Source organism: Candidatus Nitrotoga sp. AM1P (assembly GCF_013168275.1).
Lineage (GTDB): Bacteria > Pseudomonadota > Gammaproteobacteria > Burkholderiales > Gallionellaceae > Nitrotoga.
Map to the genome: position 1 here is coordinate 2,412,574 of NZ_AP019547.1, position 17,940 is coordinate 2,430,513.

Annotated in this window: 19 protein-coding genes, 1 tRNA gene, 2 pseudogenes and 1 riboswitch; of the genes and pseudogenes, 10 read left to right on the top strand and 12 right to left on the bottom strand. The window is 48.4% G+C overall.

Annotation, left to right across the window (positions count from 1 at the left end; genetic code table 11):
* Positions 1–6: 6 nt before the first annotated feature.
* The 8 genes from fabF to ccmE all read left to right on the top strand — a co-directional run bounded on the left by fabF (position 7) and on the right by ccmE (position 6,255).
* Positions 7–1,245, top strand: coding sequence for a beta-ketoacyl-ACP synthase II (gene fabF / locus W01_RS10990; protein ID WP_173054646.1), 1,239 nt, complete (start codon positions 7–9; stop codon positions 1,243–1,245).
* A gap of 26 nt (positions 1,246–1,271) precedes the next feature.
* Positions 1,272–2,084, top strand: a complete 813-nt coding sequence (pabC, locus tag W01_RS10995) for an aminodeoxychorismate lyase (protein WP_173054648.1) — start codon at positions 1,272–1,274, stop codon at positions 2,082–2,084.
* Entirely contained in the window at positions 2,071–3,057 is a 987-nt protein-coding gene (gene mltG, locus W01_RS11000; protein ID WP_173054650.1) for an endolytic transglycosylase MltG, read from the top strand. The genes pabC and mltG overlap by 14 nt, the downstream gene beginning before the upstream one ends.
* 262 nt (positions 3,058–3,319) lie before the next feature.
* Positions 3,320–3,934 (top strand): cytochrome c biogenesis heme-transporting ATPase CcmA, encoded by a 615-nt coding sequence (ccmA, locus tag W01_RS11005; RefSeq protein ID WP_173054652.1) that lies wholly within the window; start codon positions 3,320–3,322, stop codon positions 3,932–3,934.
* Positions 3,931–4,614 (top strand): heme exporter protein CcmB, encoded by a 684-nt coding sequence (gene ccmB, locus W01_RS11010; protein WP_173054654.1) that lies wholly within the window; start codon positions 3,931–3,933, stop codon positions 4,612–4,614. The genes ccmA and ccmB overlap by 4 nt, the downstream gene beginning before the upstream one ends.
* Positions 4,615–4,645: 31 nt before the next feature.
* Positions 4,646–5,383 (top strand): heme ABC transporter permease CcmC, encoded by a 738-nt coding sequence (ccmC, locus tag W01_RS11015; RefSeq protein ID WP_173054656.1) that lies wholly within the window; start codon positions 4,646–4,648, stop codon positions 5,381–5,383.
* Complete coding sequence (ccmD, locus tag W01_RS11020; RefSeq protein WP_173054658.1) at positions 5,380–5,547, top strand: heme exporter protein CcmD; 168 nt, start codon at positions 5,380–5,382, stop codon at positions 5,545–5,547. The genes ccmC and ccmD overlap by 4 nt, the downstream gene beginning before the upstream one ends.
* A 231-nt stretch (positions 5,548–5,778) precedes the next feature.
* A complete protein-coding gene (gene ccmE, locus W01_RS11025; RefSeq protein WP_173054660.1) occupies positions 5,779–6,255 on the top strand; it encodes a cytochrome c maturation protein CcmE in 477 nt (158 codons plus the stop codon).
* 741 nt (positions 6,256–6,996) lie between these two features.
* Here the strand turns inward: ccmE and W01_RS14420 are convergent.
* From W01_RS14420 to W01_RS11035, 4 genes and pseudogenes are all read right to left on the bottom strand, one after another.
* On the bottom strand, positions 6,997–7,125 hold the full coding sequence (locus tag W01_RS14420; RefSeq protein ID WP_256380102.1) for a hypothetical protein: 129 nt from the start codon (positions 7,123–7,125) through the stop codon (positions 6,997–6,999).
* Positions 7,095–7,643, bottom strand: a pseudogene (locus W01_RS14725) (terminase small subunit-like protein). Before W01_RS14725 ends, W01_RS14420 begins: the two are co-directional and overlap by 31 nt.
* Before the next feature lie 40 nt (positions 7,644–7,683).
* Positions 7,684–8,820, bottom strand: coding sequence for a methionine adenosyltransferase (metK, locus tag W01_RS11030; RefSeq protein ID WP_206752339.1), 1,137 nt, complete (start codon positions 8,818–8,820; stop codon positions 7,684–7,686).
* Positions 8,821–8,919: 99 nt separating this feature from the next.
* Positions 8,920–9,399: a DUF3293 domain-containing protein gene (locus W01_RS11035; RefSeq protein ID WP_173054664.1), complete on the bottom strand. Its 480-nt coding sequence runs from the start codon at positions 9,397–9,399 to the stop codon at positions 8,920–8,922.
* A riboswitch (SAM-I-IV-variant riboswitch) is annotated at positions 9,378–9,483 on the bottom strand. It overlaps the preceding gene by 22 nt.
* 108 nt (positions 9,484–9,591) lie before the next feature.
* Between W01_RS11035 and W01_RS11040 the strand changes: the two genes are divergently transcribed.
* Entirely contained in the window at positions 9,592–9,822 is a 231-nt protein-coding gene (locus tag W01_RS11040; RefSeq protein ID WP_173054666.1) for a hypothetical protein, read from the top strand.
* 501 nt (positions 9,823–10,323) lie between these two features.
* Here the strand turns inward: W01_RS11040 and W01_RS11045 are convergent.
* The 8 genes from W01_RS11045 to W01_RS11080 form a co-directional block, all read right to left on the bottom strand.
* The gene (locus tag W01_RS11045) at positions 10,324–10,551 is read right to left on the bottom strand and encodes a hypothetical protein (RefSeq protein ID WP_173054668.1); all 228 of its coding nucleotides are present in this window, start codon (positions 10,549–10,551) and stop codon (positions 10,324–10,326) included.
* A gap of 193 nt (positions 10,552–10,744) precedes the next feature.
* Entirely contained in the window at positions 10,745–11,170 is a 426-nt protein-coding gene (locus tag W01_RS11050; RefSeq protein ID WP_173054670.1) for a hypothetical protein, read from the bottom strand.
* A gap of 257 nt (positions 11,171–11,427) precedes the next feature.
* Positions 11,428–11,700 (bottom strand): hypothetical protein, encoded by a 273-nt coding sequence (locus W01_RS11055; protein WP_173054672.1) that lies wholly within the window; start codon positions 11,698–11,700, stop codon positions 11,428–11,430.
* A 113-nt stretch (positions 11,701–11,813) separates the two neighbouring features.
* Complete coding sequence (locus W01_RS11060; protein ID WP_173054674.1) at positions 11,814–12,410, bottom strand: hypothetical protein; 597 nt, start codon at positions 12,408–12,410, stop codon at positions 11,814–11,816.
* Positions 12,411–12,628: 218 nt separating this feature from the next.
* Positions 12,629–13,735, bottom strand: a complete 1,107-nt coding sequence (locus W01_RS11065; protein ID WP_173054676.1) for a tyrosine-type recombinase/integrase — start codon at positions 13,733–13,735, stop codon at positions 12,629–12,631.
* Positions 13,736–14,029: 294 nt separating this feature from the next.
* Positions 14,030–14,105 (bottom strand) — tRNA-Phe (locus W01_RS11070).
* Between the two features lie 183 nt (positions 14,106–14,288).
* Complete coding sequence (groL, locus tag W01_RS11075) at positions 14,289–15,962, bottom strand: chaperonin GroEL (RefSeq protein WP_173054678.1); 1,674 nt, start codon at positions 15,960–15,962, stop codon at positions 14,289–14,291.
* Between the two features lie 96 nt (positions 15,963–16,058).
* Positions 16,059–16,349: a co-chaperone GroES gene (locus W01_RS11080; protein ID WP_173054680.1), complete on the bottom strand. Its 291-nt coding sequence runs from the start codon at positions 16,347–16,349 to the stop codon at positions 16,059–16,061.
* A 316-nt stretch (positions 16,350–16,665) separates the two neighbouring features.
* Here W01_RS11080 and W01_RS11085 point away from each other — a divergent pair.
* Positions 16,666–17,760 (top strand): annotated as a pseudogene (locus W01_RS11085) (IS5 family transposase).
* Positions 17,761–17,940 lie beyond the last annotated feature (180 nt).

A 17,940-nucleotide genomic window follows, 5' to 3' on the forward strand; every position in this document is an offset into this window, starting at 1 on the left:
TTTGGTTTGGCAAAACGCAGAGTCGTCATTACTGGCCTGGGTATTGTTTCGCCCGTTGGGACAGGAATTACCCAAGCATGGCAAAATATTGTTGATGGTAAATCAGGCATTACTCGTATTACTCGTTTTGATGCCAGCCTGTTTTCATCGAAGATTGCTGGAGAGGTGCAAGGGTTTGATGTGGACAAATTCCTCTCTGCCAAGGATGCTCGACGTATGGATGTATTTATTCATTACGGCCTGGCAGCTGGTATGGAGGCAATTAAAGATGCCGGGATCGAGGTAACTGAACAAAACGCCGAACGCATCGGTGTCAATGTTGGATCTGGTATCGGTGGGCTGCCAATGATTGAAAATAGTCATAACGACTATCTGGCGGCGGGTCCACGCAAGATTTCCCCGTTTTTTATTCCAGGTACAATTATCAACATGATATCTGGCAATTTGTCCATCATGTATGGCTTTAAAGGACCTAATCTGTCCATGGTGACCGCTTGCTCCACAGCTACTCATTGCATAGGCGAATCTGCTCGGTTGATCGAATATGGTGATGCCGATATTATGATCGCGGGTGGCTCGGAAGGGTCAGTTTGCGCGCTTGCGTTAGGAGGGTTTGCATCTGCACGAGCGCTTTCCACCCGCAATGACGATCCTGCTACTGCTAGCCGTCCATGGGATAAAGGGCGCGATGGCTTTGTGATGGGAGAAGGTGCTGGGGTTTTAGTGCTGGAAGAATATGAGCATGCTAAATCCCGCGGTGCCAAAATTTACGCGGAAGTGGCAGGTTATGGTATGAGTGCCGATGCATACCACATGACCGCACCGCGCGAGGATGGTGAGGGTGCTGCGCGTTGTATGAATAATGCCTTGCGTAATGCTGGCCTGAATGTGGATCAGGTGGATTACATTAATGCGCATGGCACTTCCACTCCACTAGGCGACTTGGCTGAGACCATGGCAATGAAGCGCTGCCTGGGCGAACACGCGATGAAGGTCAAGGTTAGTTCCACCAAATCCATGACAGGACATCTACTGGGTGCTGCGGGTGGTGTAGAGGCTATATTTTCCGCGCTCGGCATTTATCATCAGATTGCCCCACCCACCATAAATATTTTCGAGCAGGATGAGGCGTGTGATATGGATTATGTGCCCAATATCGCGCGTAACATGACGATTAATGTCGCCATGTCCAATTCATTCGGCTTTGGCGGCACCAATGCTACTTTGGTGTTTCGCAAGGTCTAAAACACTTGCACGTCTCAAGGAGCTACATGCTGATCAATGGCGTGCCGGGAGATCAGGTTAGCGTTCATAACCGCGGCTTGCTATATGGAGATGGTATATTCCGCACGCTGCGTGTGATTGGTGGATGCATGCAGTGTTGGCCGCGTCACTATCGCAAGTTGCAACAGGATTGTTCTGCATTGCGCATCACTTGCCCAGAAGCGGCATTGCTGTTTGAAGAATTGCGGCGTTTGATTGAACAGCGGCCCGATGGTGTGGCAAAAATAATCATCACACGTGGCGAACAAACGGCTCGTGGCTATGCTCCAGTCGAAAATATGATTCCGACACGCATCTTGAGTCTCACTCCTGCACTTGATTATCCAGACAGAAATTACTCGCATGGTGTCAGGCTCCGATTATGCGATTTACGTTTGGCTCATCAACCGAAACTGGCTGGCATTAAGCACCTTAACCGCTTGGAAAATGTTCTAGCTGCTGCGGAATGGAGTGACCCGGACATTGCAGAGGGCCTGTTGCTGGATATGTTTGGCAATGTGATTGAAGGCATACGCAGCAATCTGTTCATGGTACGGAACGGTGAATTGTTTACACCGAATTTGTCGAGCTGTGGCGTGGCCGGTATACAGCGTGAGCGCGTGATAGAGTGGGCTGCCGAACATGGCGTACCGTGCTGGGTCAGACAGTTTGGACTGGCGGAATTGCTTGTTGCTGACGAAATATTCTTGGTGAATAGTGTGATTGGTTTATGGCCGGTGCGTGAGCTGTTAGGCAGTGAATGGAGCCATCACCCGATTTCCATGCAAGTGCAGGAATGGTTGAACCATGCGTACGATTAAGCGCTTGCTGGTTATTGTGTTGCTTTTGGCCGTGCTGTTGACGAGTGCTATCGGCTATTATGTTATTCGTCCGCTGACTTTTGCCACGCTTCCCTTGGAATTTTCCCTTGATCAGGGCAGCAGCTTGAAAGCTGCGGCGCGGCAGATGCAACAGGCTGGCGTGTTACCCAATGATTGGATGTTTGTCTGGTTGGCGCGTATGCTGGGCAAATCTGCACAGATACAGGCTGGCAACTATGAGTTGGAAACTGCGATTACGATGTTGGAATTGTTAGCTGTTGTGACAGATGGGCAGGCCGCCCAGAGTGAATTCAGCATAATTGAAGGTTGGACATTCAATCAATTTCGCACAGCATTGAATACCAATCCGGCCATTCGGCATGACAGCGCAAGCTTGCCCGAAGCGGAAATTCTGCGACGTATCGGCGCAGCGGAACCATATGCTGAAGGGCTATTTTTCCCCGATACCTATTATTTCGTCAAAGGCACAAGTGACCTCGCTTTGCTTAAACGCGCCTATAAGACGATGCAATTGCATCTGCAGGAAAGTTGGCAAGAACGTACGTCTGACTTGCCTCTTAAGTCGGCCTATGAGGCGTTGATTCTGGCCTCTATCGTGGAGAAAGAAACGGGGCAGGCAAGTGATCGCAGCATGATAGCGGCCGTATTTATCAACCGTCTGCGCAAGGGTATGCTGCTGCAAACTGATCCAACCGTCATTTATGGGTTGGGAGAGAGTTTTGATGGTAATTTGCGCAAGCGTGATTTACTGGCTGATACGTTGTACAACACTTATACCCGCGCAGGCATGCCACCTACTCCGATTGCACTGCCAGGGCTAGCTTCGATACAGGCGGCTCTTCATCCGGCCTCCACCGATGCTCTGTACTTTGTGGCGCGCGGGAATGGCAGCTCACAATTTTCAAATACGTTAAATGAACACAACAACGCAGTGAATCGTTATCAAAAATAACTGTGTGGCTAATATGCTCCCTCTAACTTATGTTTTCTCAGTGAATCCAACTTTCTCTTTAGGGCTATTGATACAGACAAGAGACATGTGAAGGGGAAGGGGGCTGTCACTGTGCAGCTTCACTGGCCGATCAATGAGTCATGCCATTTTTATAATGCCGCTATATCGCGGTAGTAGACGTCTTTACTTTTTGGCTAACATGCGCTGGTGCAATCGTATACAATTCCGCGCTATTTTATATTGAACGAAAACTGACCGCGTAATGCTGGAAATTAGCAATCTTGCTTGTAGTCGCGGAGATCATCTATTATTTTCTGATCTGAATTTTTCTCTGTCAGTTAGCGAGTTGTTACAGGTGCAGGGTGCTAACGGCAGCGGTAAAACTAGCCTGCTGCGTACTTTATGCGGTTTTATGATGCCTGTTGCGGGCGAGATTCGTTGGCGCGGACAGAATATTCGTGAACTGGGTGATGCATTTTATGCCGAGATGATTTATCTCGGTCATTTGAATGCCATCAAGGACGAATTGAATGCACTGGAGAACTTGCACATTAGTGCAGGGTTGGCTGGCTGCAAGGTGGATGACAAACAGGTAATTGCGGTCTTACGTCGTATGGGTTTGCGCGGCCGAGAAACTTTACCGGTCAAAGTGCTGTCTCAAGGGCAACGTCGTCGTGTGGCATTGGCCCGCTTGTTGCTCAGTAATGCCTCTTTATGGATACTGGATGAACCGCTTGCTGCACTGGACGTGGGCGCGGTTGGGCTAATGCAGGAATTGATTGGTGAGCACCTAGTGAATAACGGCATGGTGATCTACACTACTCATCAGCCACTAGAAGTGGTGGGGGTTGCAACGCGGTGGCTTGCGCTGTCATGAATAAGTTGTCGTTGATGGGTTTGTTGAGCTTGGTGATTCGCCGCGATTTGGTGCTGGCCATGCGTCGCCGTGCCGATGTGCTGACGACACTGATTTTTTTCGTTATTGTGGTCAGTCTGTTTCCCCTAGGGGTGGGTCCCGAAATGGATATGCTGCGCAAAATGGCTCCCGGTGTGGTTTGGGTGGCGGCTTTGTTGGCTTCAATGCTATCACTGGGGCGCATGTTTTCTGCGGATTATCTGGACGGTACTCTGGAGCAGATGATGCTGGTACCGCAGTCGTTGTCGGTACTCGTGTTAGCTAAGATTTTGGCCCACTGGATGGTCTCTGGTCTGCCGTTGGTGATTATGGCTCCGGTGCTGGGCTTGCAGTTTGATATGCCGGCACAGGCATTATGGGTATTGATCGCTGCACTGCTTCTTGGCACACCGATACTCAGCATGATAGGTGCGGTCGGTGCTGCGTTGACACTGGGGCTGCGCGGTGGCGGGGCGTTGGTGTCGCTACTGGTGTTGCCGTTGTGCATCCCGGTGCTGATTTTTGGAGCAGGCGCAGTGGAAGCCGTTGTAAGCGGCACAAGTGTGGGTTCTCATTTATCGTTGCTTGGTGCGCTCCTGGTGATGGCATTGGTATTTACGCCATGGGTTACGGCACTTGCTCTGCGTATTTCAGTGGAATAAAACACATTGTGTATTTTTAATTGGGTTGATATTGGCTATAAATTGGTTTAAATATTCCTCGCCAAGCTCCTTTTATCGGGTGGCAGGTAAGATGGTGCCCTGGTTTGCATGGTCGGCTGCTATCCTATTTGTTGTGGGGCTTTATATTGGTTTTTTTGTGGCACCGACTGATATCCAGCAAAGCGAAGCTTATCGCATCATGTTCATACATGTGCCTGCTTCCATCTTGTCCATGTTTATCTATTTGGTTATGGCGGGTTATGCCGCGCTTGGGCTGATTTTCAATACGCGCCTGTCTTCCATGATGGCTTCTGCGCTGGCACCTACGGGCGCGCTGCTTGCCTTTCTTTCGCTATGGACTGGTGCGTTGTGGGGCAAGCCGATGTGGGGTGCTTGGTGGGTGTGGGATGCGCGACTGACTTCCGAACTCATCTTACTATTCCTTTATCTCGGTTTTATTGCTTTGCATGCCTCGATTGATGATCCGCGTCGTGCCGACCGTGCCAGTGCGCTGCTCGCCATAATAGGCTCGGTCAATGTTCCTATCATCTATTTTTCAGTGCAATGGTGGAATACACTGCATCAAGGAGCTACGGTCAAATTCACCGGCACCAGTATGCACGTGGCTATGCAGCAGGGTATGTATACCATGATGCTGGCGGTCTGGTTATATGCCATTGCGGTTTCTTTACTACGTGTGCGTTGTATTATTTTAGAGCGTGAATGCAAGGCCCAGTGGGTATCTGAGCTCGTGGAGGTTAAGCGATGAGCTGGGGTGAGTTTCTTGCCATGAACGGCTATGCTTGGTACATATGGGGTTCGTACGGAATGGCACTGCTGATATTTATTATTGAAATTCTGATGGTGCGCCACAGAAGAAGGCTTATCTTGCAGCAATTATACTTGATGCGCAATGCAGAAGATGCCATGTGACGTAATATGTAAAGGGTAGGTTTATCAGCTATCCTGATCGTTTCACTAATTCGTGTGATGATCGCGAAAATTCTTCGAATGGGACCAAGAATGTTTATCTATGCGAATACAAGCGTGGAATATTCAGGTACCTGATGGAACAAAACTTTACAAAATAAACTCAAAAGCTCGAAGCTGTATCTATTCATAAAGCATTCGGACTGAAATAATATTGATATTGGAAAAAATAACATGAAACCGCGTCAGAGAAAATTTGTATATATAATTATTGCACTTGTTGCTTTGGGTACGGCCATAGGTTTGGTGTTATATGCACTAAACGATAATATTAGCCTGTACTTTACCCCGACCCAAGTTCTTAATAAAGAAGCGCCACAGGGGCGCGGCTTCCGGATGGGCGGATTAGTGGCTATGGATAGTGTCAAGCGCCAGAGCGATGGTTTGACAGTGAATTTCAGCATAACCGATACCGCCAAGAGTATGCCGGTTGTATACAAAGGTTTCTTGCCCGATCTCTTTAAAGAAGGGAAAGGAGTTGTGGTGCATGGCAAGCTTGAGGCGGGGAACGTGTTCCGTGCAGATGAGGTGTTGGCCAAGCATGATGAAAACTACATAGCTCCGGAAGCCGCATATGCTATGAAGCAGGCTGCTAAAGGACAGTCTACGGTGAATGCTGCGTCATCCGTTAGCGCACCTGCTGCAAAATAGTCCGAAAATTACAACTTGATTTTAGGAAACCTCGGTCTTGCTTGAGGGGACTTTAGAAGAAATTCAGTTTCCGTCCTATACCCCCTCAGGCTAGGTGTTGTCTAACAGTTAATTTTTCTGATTCAGTCAATGGCTTTCCATCGTGGATAAGCACCTGCGGTTAGGCTGAGAGTTTCTAACGTAAAGTCGACATCCTAAAATACCTGAAACTGTCGATGTGTAAAGAGTTATAGGTCACAAACGTGCGTAGTGACTAAAGACTATACAAGAAATAGAATTGGCGATAGAAGTAGAGCTTATTAAAATAATTACTGGATTTGCGTGGTTCTATTTTTGACGTTGGCTCTAATCCGCATGGGATGTCAGTAATTTTGTAGGAAAGTTTTTAGAAAAAACTGAAAACTCTCGAAAAAATGACTAGTAACAAGGGATTGTAGAAATTTACACTGAATTTTAGATAAAGAAAAAAGCCTGCGTTTCTGCAAGCCTTTTAAATACTGGTGGCCCGGGGCGGAATCGAACCACCGACAACGAGGATCTTCAAATCGGGCTTTGTGCATGAATCAAAACAATCATAAATAAATAAGAACAAATAAAACATGATGATATGGACGTCTCGCTATTCCAGCTTGTTCTAATATACGTTTGGGTTTTGACAGCCAGTGTCCCGTTAGTGTCCCACAAAATTCCCCTGGATCTTGAATGCGCTGGCTACCTAATTAATTCTCTGCTAGCAAAGAATTAATTCCCAGAACGCTTCTTCATCTCCATGTTGCTCATGATAGCCATCAGGCGCTCATAGCTGGTGTCATCCTCAGTCTTGATAGGCTCACCGTCCTTTACGCCACCAATGGCCATACGATCCCCCACTTTTCAGGCTTAAGCTTGCTGGCTACCCATTTACGTGTATCCACACGGTTCCTAGCCCATGACACATAGGCGCTGTCAATGCGTGCGACACCTTTATCGTCGATAACCTGCCTTGGTTCTTCATCAGCGGTAGCAATGATCTCATCAGCAAGAGTATCTGCTTGGTGCAGTTTGGCATCGTCGTACTTCTTAGAAAACTCTGGATATTTACGCAGTCATTGATAGATCGTGATGAACGCCGGCATCTCCGATCGGCTCTTCAGTATTCTGTTCAGGGACTCTCCGGCACTTAGACGGGCACATATCTCATCAATGAGCTCATCACAGTATTTGGTTGGACGACCTATCACTTTCTTTGCTTTTATGGTTTTTTTTATCATGTCGTTACTCAAACTTAATTGGTATTCAACATACTGATTCCATTTTGTGTTCCATGCAATCATTATGTACCGTTGAACAGAATTACGTATCTTTGGCTGACATTGCACACGCAGAATTATCTGAAGGTCGTCATGCATCTGGCCATCAATATCGCCTGCTAATAATTGATGATATCGACTAAATGACTGTTTCCCACGGCAGGGCTAAGTCATCACGGCCAAAGTGTCCGTAGGCGGCCGTCTCGAAGTAAATCGGTCTCAGCAAATCAAGCTGACGAATTATTCCGGCCGGCGTGAGGTCATACTCCTGACGCAGCGTGGTAGCGATCTCGTTGTTTCGCCCGGTACTTGCCGCATCCACCAGAAAGCTCACTGGCTCAGCTACGCCAATAGCGTATGCCAACTGAATCAGGCACCGGCTGGCCCATCCTCTAGCCACCACTTGCTTGGCCAGAAACCGAGCCATGTAAGTGGCTGACCGGTCGACCTTGGAGGGGTCTTTTCCGGAGAATGCTCCCCCTCCATGTGGGGCAGCGCCGCCATAGGTGTCCACGATAATCTTGCGGCCGGTCAACCCGGTGTCGCCCTTGGGGCCTCCTGTAACAAAACGTCCTGTCGGGTTGATCAGTTCGCGGTAACCCGGGCTGCGCAGCGAGCTCGGGATGACTGGATTGATGATGTGTTCCCTCACAAGAGCTTGCAGGGTGTCGATATCAATCTCGACGGCATGCTGTGTGGACAGCACAACGGCGTCGATCTCTACCGGCCGGCCGCCCTCGTAGCGAAAGGTCACCTGAGACTTGGCATCTGGTTCTAGCCAAGGCAGCAAGCCGCTCTTGCGTACCAGTGCTTGTTGTCGCACCAGACGATGGGCGAAGGCGATAGGGGCGGGCATAAGTTCAGGTGTCTCATCGCACGCGTAGCCGAACATGAGCCCTTGATCGCCAGCACCCAACACGCCGTCACTGCGGTCGACACCTTGGTTAATATCTGCTGACTGCCCATTGAAGCGGATCTGGATCTCGCAAGCATCAGGGTCGATACCTGTTTCGGCACTCTTATAGCCCGTGTCTCGCAGCACTTGACGAACCAGCGCGTCGGCTTCTGCCTTGACCGCCTCGAAATCCTCAAGGCGGCGTGTCTTAAACTCGCCTGCTACGATGACGCACTGATCGGCAAGCATGGTTTCGCAGGCCACTCGCGCATTGGGATCTTTTTCTAAAAATGCGTCGAGGATACGGTCTGAAATACGGTCAGCAAGTTTGTCGGGATGACCTTCGGAAACGGATTCAGAGGAAAACAGACCATTGCAGATAGACATATACATCTCCTATTTAGCCGAATTCGACGAGGTGTCGGGGCCGGCAATCTGGATCAAATCCCCCCGGCCCGTGAGGTGGGCCAGCCCATGAAATCAACGCAGCAATATCAGCTTTGGTACAGCGTCTGCTCCTACCCAGACAATGGCGTTCTGTTTGTAGCAAATACTAAGACTTTTAGCGGTTTCGAGATCAATTCCGAGAGCGAAAAAACTCTTCTCCTCGGGCCAGTTGCGGCTCGGGTCAGCTCCTGCGCCTTCAATAACTCTGGGCGATAATGTATTTAATTTTTCTCTCAAGCGGGCGTGTGCGGCCTCATTGGTTGCAAGGCTTTGGGCTTGACCGCATGGGTTATAGGTAGTGATAAATGCCCCGCAGGTGTAACCCGACGAGGTGTAAAGCTGAGACAAAGCTTCGGAGCGCGTATTGATGTGTAAGGTAATGAGGTCGGTGCCCTGACCGAAGCGATAGTCGGTCTTGAGATAGGCCTCGATCGTTTCAGCCGGGATTGCAGTTTGCGCCAACAAAAAAACCTCCAAGGGTGGAGGGTCGACGCTTCCCGCTTGGTTGCTCATAAGGAGCCACATCCGCTTTCACGAACCACCTTGCCCGGGAGGGGCAGGTTGGATTGGGCGTCGACCCAAATCTAGATGCAATGCTGCATCCTATTTCATTAACGAAATCTCGTCAATGAATCTGAGGTAGTGGATTATTTGAAGTTGGTACATACGTTTGCTACGTGGTTATATTTAGCGCAAAATTAACCCATGAAAAACTTACTCGTTACCTGCATTACGATACTCCTAACTTTTAACATGGCTTGGGGAGAGTCGTACATTAAATTTCCCAACGGTGATTCGTATTACGGAGAGCTCAGGGATGGGAAGCCACACAGACAGGGTTTCCTTAAATACTACAATGGCAAGGAGTTTATCGGTGAATTCAGGGATGGGGAGTATGTCGGTGAAGGAAAGCCAAGTATTGAGGCGGCAAGATAATATCAAGAAAAAATAGAGAATGATGGAAAACCTAATTGCTGGCTCGCAATGTCTGCTGGTTTTGGCGCTCAGAATGGAACAGGGAGCTTCAGGGAATCCTTCGGCAACGCTATGTCCCACTACAACAACTGTATGGCTGGTTTGCCGCCACCACCAAAGAAACTCCAAATTATTTGCAACACGAATCGAATGAATAATTCTGTCAGTTGTCATGAGCAATAGAAGAAGGGTGCGACTAAAGCTGAGTGATTCATGAGTCGATGTGATTGCTCAGCAATTGGTGAAACTTTAGTTAAATGTTTCTCTGCAAATATTTCAATGCTGGACTTTTTACCAGTGAGGCTACATAAATATTTTGCAGAATTCGTTAACAATTTTTTGCCAGAAACCTAGCTTCTATGAGCATGTGAATGGCTCCCGAAATTGGACTGACTCGTAGTTTCTCTGAGCAATATGGGTATAGTCAAATTTGGGGTACGGCCGACCCGTGGCATGATGCCGTCAACAAGTAAAGTGCGTTATCTGCCCAAGTAGTTTAATCAATTCTGGCAAGTCCGATTCAGGAAGCCCGATACTTCTTTCGCCAATATCGCCATTGTGGTGTTTCTTTGTAATGTAAACCCACCGTTCATTTGTAACCGCCAGTTTAGGTGCGCTCATGTTCCACATCTCAATCCTGTACTCATGCTGGGCTATCACTCCAATCAAGCTATCAGTTAGGGAGCGCATATAGACACTCCAGCAACATGGTATGTAATGGTATATATACGGGTATGCAGATTCTGGAGTCCACGAGCAATATCGCATAATTCGGTTAGGTTCCTTTGTTGGCGTGGCATTGGCACGTCTTATACGCATTTTCCTAACTTCATATATTGGAGTGATAGAAAGCTCTGGTGTGCATTATGTGGAGCGACACGCTCTATTTTCTGAAGCGATAAATTCGCCGCCACAACATTTTTATTAGGGTCAAAATTCCGGTAATCATGGGTTGCCCCCTTCCTTGGATGTTCAATTTGGTGTTGGCATGGGTGGGCAAGTGGGTAAAAGCGTACAGGCAGCATTGCTTTAAATTGCCAGCGTGTTTTCCTCCCATCCTCGTTTCTTTGATTAGTCTATGCGCAATCAAGAAACGCAAACCCTTGGCAATCGTAGTGCTTGACCGCCAGTTGTAGTGCGCCAGTTCGCTCAGTACCGCATTAATATTGCCGTTATTGCCGCTGTGATACTGCATCATCAAGTCATGCCACAAGACTTTTGCCGCTGATGGCAAATTGCGAAACGCCAGCGAATCGGCAAGTTCTCGCGGAACTTGATAATGCGGCTCACCCTGAGATTTTTTAGCCATCATTCTTCCCAGCAAAACGGCACAGGAAGCTGTGCAAGTCCCGCAGCTCGGTTATTGAGAGCGCGGCAAGGTTCTCAGCGCCTATCCCAAGGTAAGAAAATCGATTGCAGAGCATTTGAAGGTCTTCGAGCCATGCTTCGATACTCATGGCACACTACGCTTATTAGTACTTCCACCACGCTTTAGGTCTGGTACACGTTCGCAAGGCACATCAAGCCCACAGTGACGAAGCTGCGCAATAAGGACTGGAGTTTTTTTCATTTCGCATCCCCAGCAACGCCTGACGACAGCCACCCGGCATATTTATCCACGTCAATTAATATCTTGCGACCACGGCGAATAATTGCGCCAGTCGCAGCTAGTCCGTTGCCTGCAATCTTGCGGCCTTTACTGTCGAAGCGGTCTTGTGATTTAAAAATGTGCCCGTGAATTGCGGCGGCGGTCAATCCAAGGAGCGGAAAGCAACTTGGAATGTTTTTTATTGTCGCTAGCTTTGGAAATGTGGATGTTATAGCTTGTGCTTCTTGCATGACATACGCTCCTGTATTCCTGCAAATGCGGAATTTATGAGCGTAGTTTGAGAGAGTTATTTCAGTGTTTTTCCTTGTGTCCTTTGTCTCTGTTTAGAATATTTAGGCTCGGTCTAGGCTCGGCTTTTATTCCATGTTTCTAGTGTCTTGCTACAAGCGGATTTCTCGTAATTTTTTTCCTGTAGCCCTGATGTTATCCACTTTACCCCGTGCGGGATTATTTCAATCAATACGTCTTCTTTACCCACTCTTTCTTGCAACTTTTTAATAACCTCATCCGTGCTTGCCTTCCGTCCTAATTCGCACTCAATTTGCCATGCAGTTTCGATTGCCAGTTTACCTATCGCTATCATCGGAATTTTGCCAGGTGTCAGTTCGTTGGCTTTATTGGCTGTGTTGTCTATGGCATCAGGTGCCGCTTGCTTCTCAGCAAGTGCTCCCATCGCATCAGCGAAATCGTCAACCCACGAGAAATAAGGCAAGTTCTGTTTCTGCGCGATGGTTCGCCATTCCACTAACATTCGAGGCTTCAATGCCGTGCTTGCTTCGCCCTCGAATACCCGCAACAGTAATTTGTATTGATATATCTTGTCGCCCTCCACTCTAACGCGTTTGAGGTCATCGGCCTCAAGCGGATTGATTTGGCACAACAGCAGGGTCGCTTCTATCGGTGTAACGTCCGGTATTGTCCACCAGGATCGGGCATTCATGGTTTGATCATACCAATCAACAAGTCATTTCCCTGCCAGAACTGGATCGTTATTGTAATCAATTTTCAATGCATAATTCTGGCGTTCCTTAAGATTACCCCAGTCTACAACCCAAGTGCTTACTCTCGCTTGTAATGCATTTGGCAATTTAGAGAAATCTTTTTTCCAATAGTCAGCAAGCAAGGGAAACAGAGCGACATACTCATCCTGTGGTGCCCTTACGCCACTCCCATCTTCTGTACCAGTGCATTGCCTATATCAGACACGCGGGAAGGTGCTAGGTGGGCATAACGGCTTACCATCGCCATGGTGCGGTGTCCTAACACCTTCGATATTTCAAGCGAAGATACGCCGTTCATCATTAGGTATGACGCGCATGTATGACGTAAGTCATGCCAGTGAAAGTCAGTGATTTGAGCCTCTTTCATGGCGACAATGAATGGGGTGCGTAGCGCAATGAATGATGATTTTTTTGCCTTGTGAGTAGCAGGGAATATCTGGTCATCGGTCAGACTGCGCACCTTGGCGCGTTCCTGAAGCAGTGTGAAGGCTTCGCCCACTAGCGACAATACCCTTGAGTCATCGTTCTTTGTTGTGCCAGCATAGAGCGTTGTACGGCCTGCCTTGAGGTCTATCTGTGTCCAACGCAATCCCATCACCTCAGACTGTCTCCCGCCAGTAGTGAGCGATAGCAGCACGGCTAGATAAAGATCGCTGTGCTTACGGCAAGCAGCAAGGAAGCGAGGCAGTTCAGCATCATCAAGGAAGCGCACCCGGCCTTTGTTTTCTTTCGGCTTGGACACGCGCTCTACCGGGTTACGCTCTAGCCAGCCCAACTTCTTCACGCCATAAGCGCAGACACTCGATAGCGCAGCGAGAAAACGATTAGTAGTTGCGCCAGTACGTTTTTTCTCCAGCGGTACACGCGACACAACCCTATCGTCACCACGGCGGCGAACAGTCAGGTTTTCATTGATCAGTACATCTCGGCCTTGTGCGACTATTCCAGGAGTAATATCCTGCAACAGCTTTTCGCCATATTGCTTACGCCACCAGTCGAGCCGGCCGCGCATCTCTTTGGCCGACTTCAACTCCTTATGCTTCGCGCTCTTTTCGTAGGAATCAATCAGGTCAGTCAGCGTGTGCCGCTTGCTAGCCCCAAAGTGACGACCTGCTTTAATGTCGGCTTCGGTTTTCTGCATCCACTCCCGCGCATCCGTCAATCTGGAGAATGTCGCGCTTTCCGGTGGGTAACCTTTCAGGCGAACCTTAACCCTGTAACTGGTCGTGCCGTCATCCAATTTACGCTTTTCGATAGTTGCCATGTTTTACCCCTTTGAATGCGTCGGAATACTTGCGCGCACTCTAAAGTTAAAGCAGCAAAAATAGCAACATAGGATAAGTAATCTGAATGTCATGTGATTTATATTATTGATATTAATAGTTTTATATTCAAAATTTTTTATAAAAAGACAATGACGGGACAACCAGGTCTGAAAAATGCCACTTTTCATGGAAATCCACTCGCAAGGAGGTTCAGTTTATTTTTTATAATGTCCCGTCAGTGTCCCGCAAAATAAAAATGACCTAGGCGGTTATACCTAAGTCATTGTTTTGTTTGGTGGCCTGGGGCGGAATCGAACCACCGACACGAGGATCTTCAATCCACTGCTCTACCAACTGAGCTACCAGGCCTATGTGAAGGTGCGCATTATAACGATAAAACTTAAAAAGGCAATGAGAACGCCTGGTGCAACCCATGTTGCACTTCGAGCTTGAATCCACCTAATGTCAACGTTACTGTTTGCAGATTTTAAAAACAAACCCCGCACGAGGCAGGGTTTGTCAGATTCAACAGCAAATATATTGCAACAACAATTACATCATGCCACCCATACCGCCCATACCGCCCATGCCACCCATGCCACCCATACCGCCACCGCCGCCGCCGCCTAAATCAACGGCAGGCTTGTCTTCGTATAATTCAGCCACCATGCATCCAGTGGTCAGCATCAAGCCAGCGATAGAAGCAGCATTTTGCAATGCAATGCGAGTAACCTTAGTGGGGTCGACCACGCCCATTGCCAGCATGTCACCATACTGCCCACTCGCAGCGTTGTAGCCATAGTTGCCTTTGCCTTCCAGCACCTTGTTGACCACTACCGAAGGCTCGTCGCCTGCGTTATCTACGATGCAACGTAGTGGCGATTCCATGGCACGCAACACAATGGTAATGCCTGCGTCTTGATCATGGTTGTCCCCCTTCAAACTTGCTACTACTGATTTGGCACGCAACAATGCGACGCCGCCGCCGGGAACAATACCTTCTTCCACTGCCGCACGGGTCGCATGCAGTGCATCTTCCACGCGCGCTTTTTTCTCTTTCATTTCAACTTCAGTTGCAGCGCCAACTTTAATCACTGCCACACCGCCAGCCAATTTGGCTTTGCGCTCTACCAGCTTTTCTTTGTCATAATCGCTGGTTGCCTCTTCGAATTGTTTGGAGATTTGAGAGATACGGCCTTGGATCGCTTCTTCATTACCTGCACCATCGATAAGGATGGTATTTTCTTTATTTACTTCGATACGCTTGGCTTGACCCAAATCTGCCAGAGTAGCCTTTTCAAGCGACAAACCGACTTCTTCGGCAATCACTGTGCCGCCAGTCAGAATAGCAATGTCTTCCAACATGGATTGACGTCTGCTGCCAAAGCCTGGAGCTTTAACTGCAACTGTTTTCAAAATTCCACGGATGTTGTTCACTACTAGAGTAGCCAGCGCTTCACCATCTACATCTTCAGCGATAATTAACATCGGACGACCTGCCTTGGCAACTTGCTCCAGCAGCGGCAACAGATCACGAATGTTGGAGATTTTTTTGTCGTGTAACAAAATGTAGGGGTTTTCCATCACTACGTTTTGTTTTTCTTGATCGTTAATAAAATATGGAGATAGATAGCCGCGATCAAACTGCATACCCTCTACCAATTCAAGTTCGTTATCGAGCGATTTACCATCTTCAACGGTGATTACGCCTTCTTTACCGACCTTGTCCATCGCGTCAGAAATGATCTTGCCTATATTGGTGTCAGAGTTGGCAGAAATTGAGCCAACTTGAGCAATTTCGGTAGAGGTAGTGCATGGCTTAGATAACTTCTTCAACTCCTCTGCGACAGCAAGAACTGCCTTGTCGATACCGCGCTTCAGATCCATCGGGTTCATACCAGCAGCAACAAATTTCATGCCTTCCTGTACGATGGACTGTGCCAGCACAGTTGCGGTAGTCGTGCCGTCACCCGCTACGTCAGAGGTTTTAGAGGCTACTTCCTTGACCATTTGCGCGCCCATGTTCTCGAACTTATCCTTCAGCTCGATTTCCTTGGCGACAGACACACCATCCTTGGTGATTGTGGGCGCGCCATAAGAGCGCTCCAATACTACATTACGACCTTTTGGGCCAAGAGTCACTTTAACCGCGTTGGCTAAAATGTTAACACCTGCAACCATTTTACTGCGTGCCGTATCATGGAATTTCACGTCTTTTGCTGCCATGTTTCTTTCTCCTAAAGTTATTTGGTTTCTTCACTTCGGTCGTTACCGAAGGTCACCTCACCCTGCCGAAGGGCAGGAAAGACCGACTATCTGGAATTAAATTTCGATTACGCCAATGATTTCTTCTTCGTGCATGGTTATGTATTCTTGGCCTTCTATTTTAAAAGTTTGACGGGCATGCTTGCCGAACAAAACCTTATCGCCAACTTTTACAGACATCGGGAGGAGTTTGCCGTCATCACTATATTTACCGTTACCTACAGCGACGATTACGCCTTGATCAGGCTTCTCGGTAGCAGCATCAGGAATCACAATTCCAGATGCTGTCTTACGTTCTTCTTCCATGCGCTTGATAACAACACGGTCATGCAAAGGACGGACCAACATGTTTTATTCTCCTTAAACAAACAATTAACAAAATAACGACATCTCTAGTTAGCACTCGATGCCAGAGAGTGCTAATAATAAGGGCGGAACGCACATATTTCAAGAGCACAATGAAAATTTCTTTAATGGAGGTTACGAAGGAAGGTTACGGATAACTTGAAGTACAACATCAAACATTCGCTACGGTATATATACTGTACTCTCAAAAATGCCTTAAGGGCACCTCTAAAAATTCATCACCAATCACCCCCTGAGGCATCAGTTACGGCCAGAACTTTGAGATAATACGTCCATCACCCCGCTACCCAATCCTTCCATGCTCACACCCACATACCCCGGCTTTTTTGATGTTGAGACACGCACCGCCAAGTTGACGGCGATGGGTGACTCGCTGGTGAAACTCAATGCCCAAATCAACCGGGAAGCCTTTCGACCTGATTTGGCACGGGTGCATGCCAAGGAAAGGAAGAGCAACGCCGGGGCCAAGCCCATCAATGTGGTGCTCATGTTCAAGATGCTGGCTCTCCAGCACCTGTACAACCTGGCCGACGAAGGGATTGAATACCCAGTCCGCGACCGGCTCTCCTTCATGCGTTTCCTGGGTCTGCAACTTGAAGACCGGGTGCCCGACGCCAAGACGGTCTGGCTATTCCGGGAACGACTCAAAGACCTGAAGTTGGCCGAAGACCTGTTTAACCGGTTTCACGAGCAACTGGCAACACATGGCTATGTGACCTGCACTGGCTAGATGATCGACGCTACGTTTGTCGAAGCCCCCCGGCAGCGCAACAACCGGGAAGAAGACGTCCAGATCAAGGCAGACAAATCTCCTGAGGACTGCTCCGAGAACAAGAAGCGGCAAAAGGATGTGGATGCCCGCTGGACCAAAAAGAACAACGATACCCACTACGGCTACAAGAACCACATCAACGCGGACGAAACCAACAAATTGGTGCAGGACTACACGGTAACGGACGCCGCCGTGCATGACAGCCAAGTATTCGAAGTACTTCTAGATCAGACGATAGATAAGGATGGCAAAAAACGTGCGGTTTATGCCGATAGCGCCTACCGTTCCAGGGGACACGAAGAAAAACTGGCTGCCGACAACATGCCCAGCCAGATTTGCGAGAAGGGTACGCGGGGTCATCCGCTGACGGATGCGCAGAAGGAAACCAACCGGGTCAAATCCAAAGTGCGGGCACGGGTTGAGCACGTCTTCGGCGCTCAGACGCAAATGGGCGGGCATATCGTGCACACCATCGGCCTGAGGCGGGCGCAGGTGAAGATCGGGATGATGAACCTGGTCTACAACATGAAGCGTTTGGTGCAACTGATCGTGCGCGATACGAAGGCGTCCATCCGGGCGGCTTGTGTCGCCAACGGGATAGGTGCGCCTGCTATGACATAAATAAAGGGGAAACCCAACGAAAAAGGTCTGTCCTGGCGTTTAATCAGCTCGGAAATCAGGTGGCCTCCTGAAAAAACCAGGAAATATTTAAACCTGGCGGGATTCGTCGCTATTTATAGAGGTGACCTTAAATGGTATTCTGAACATTTACAATTTTACGTAGAAACAAAATTGAAATTT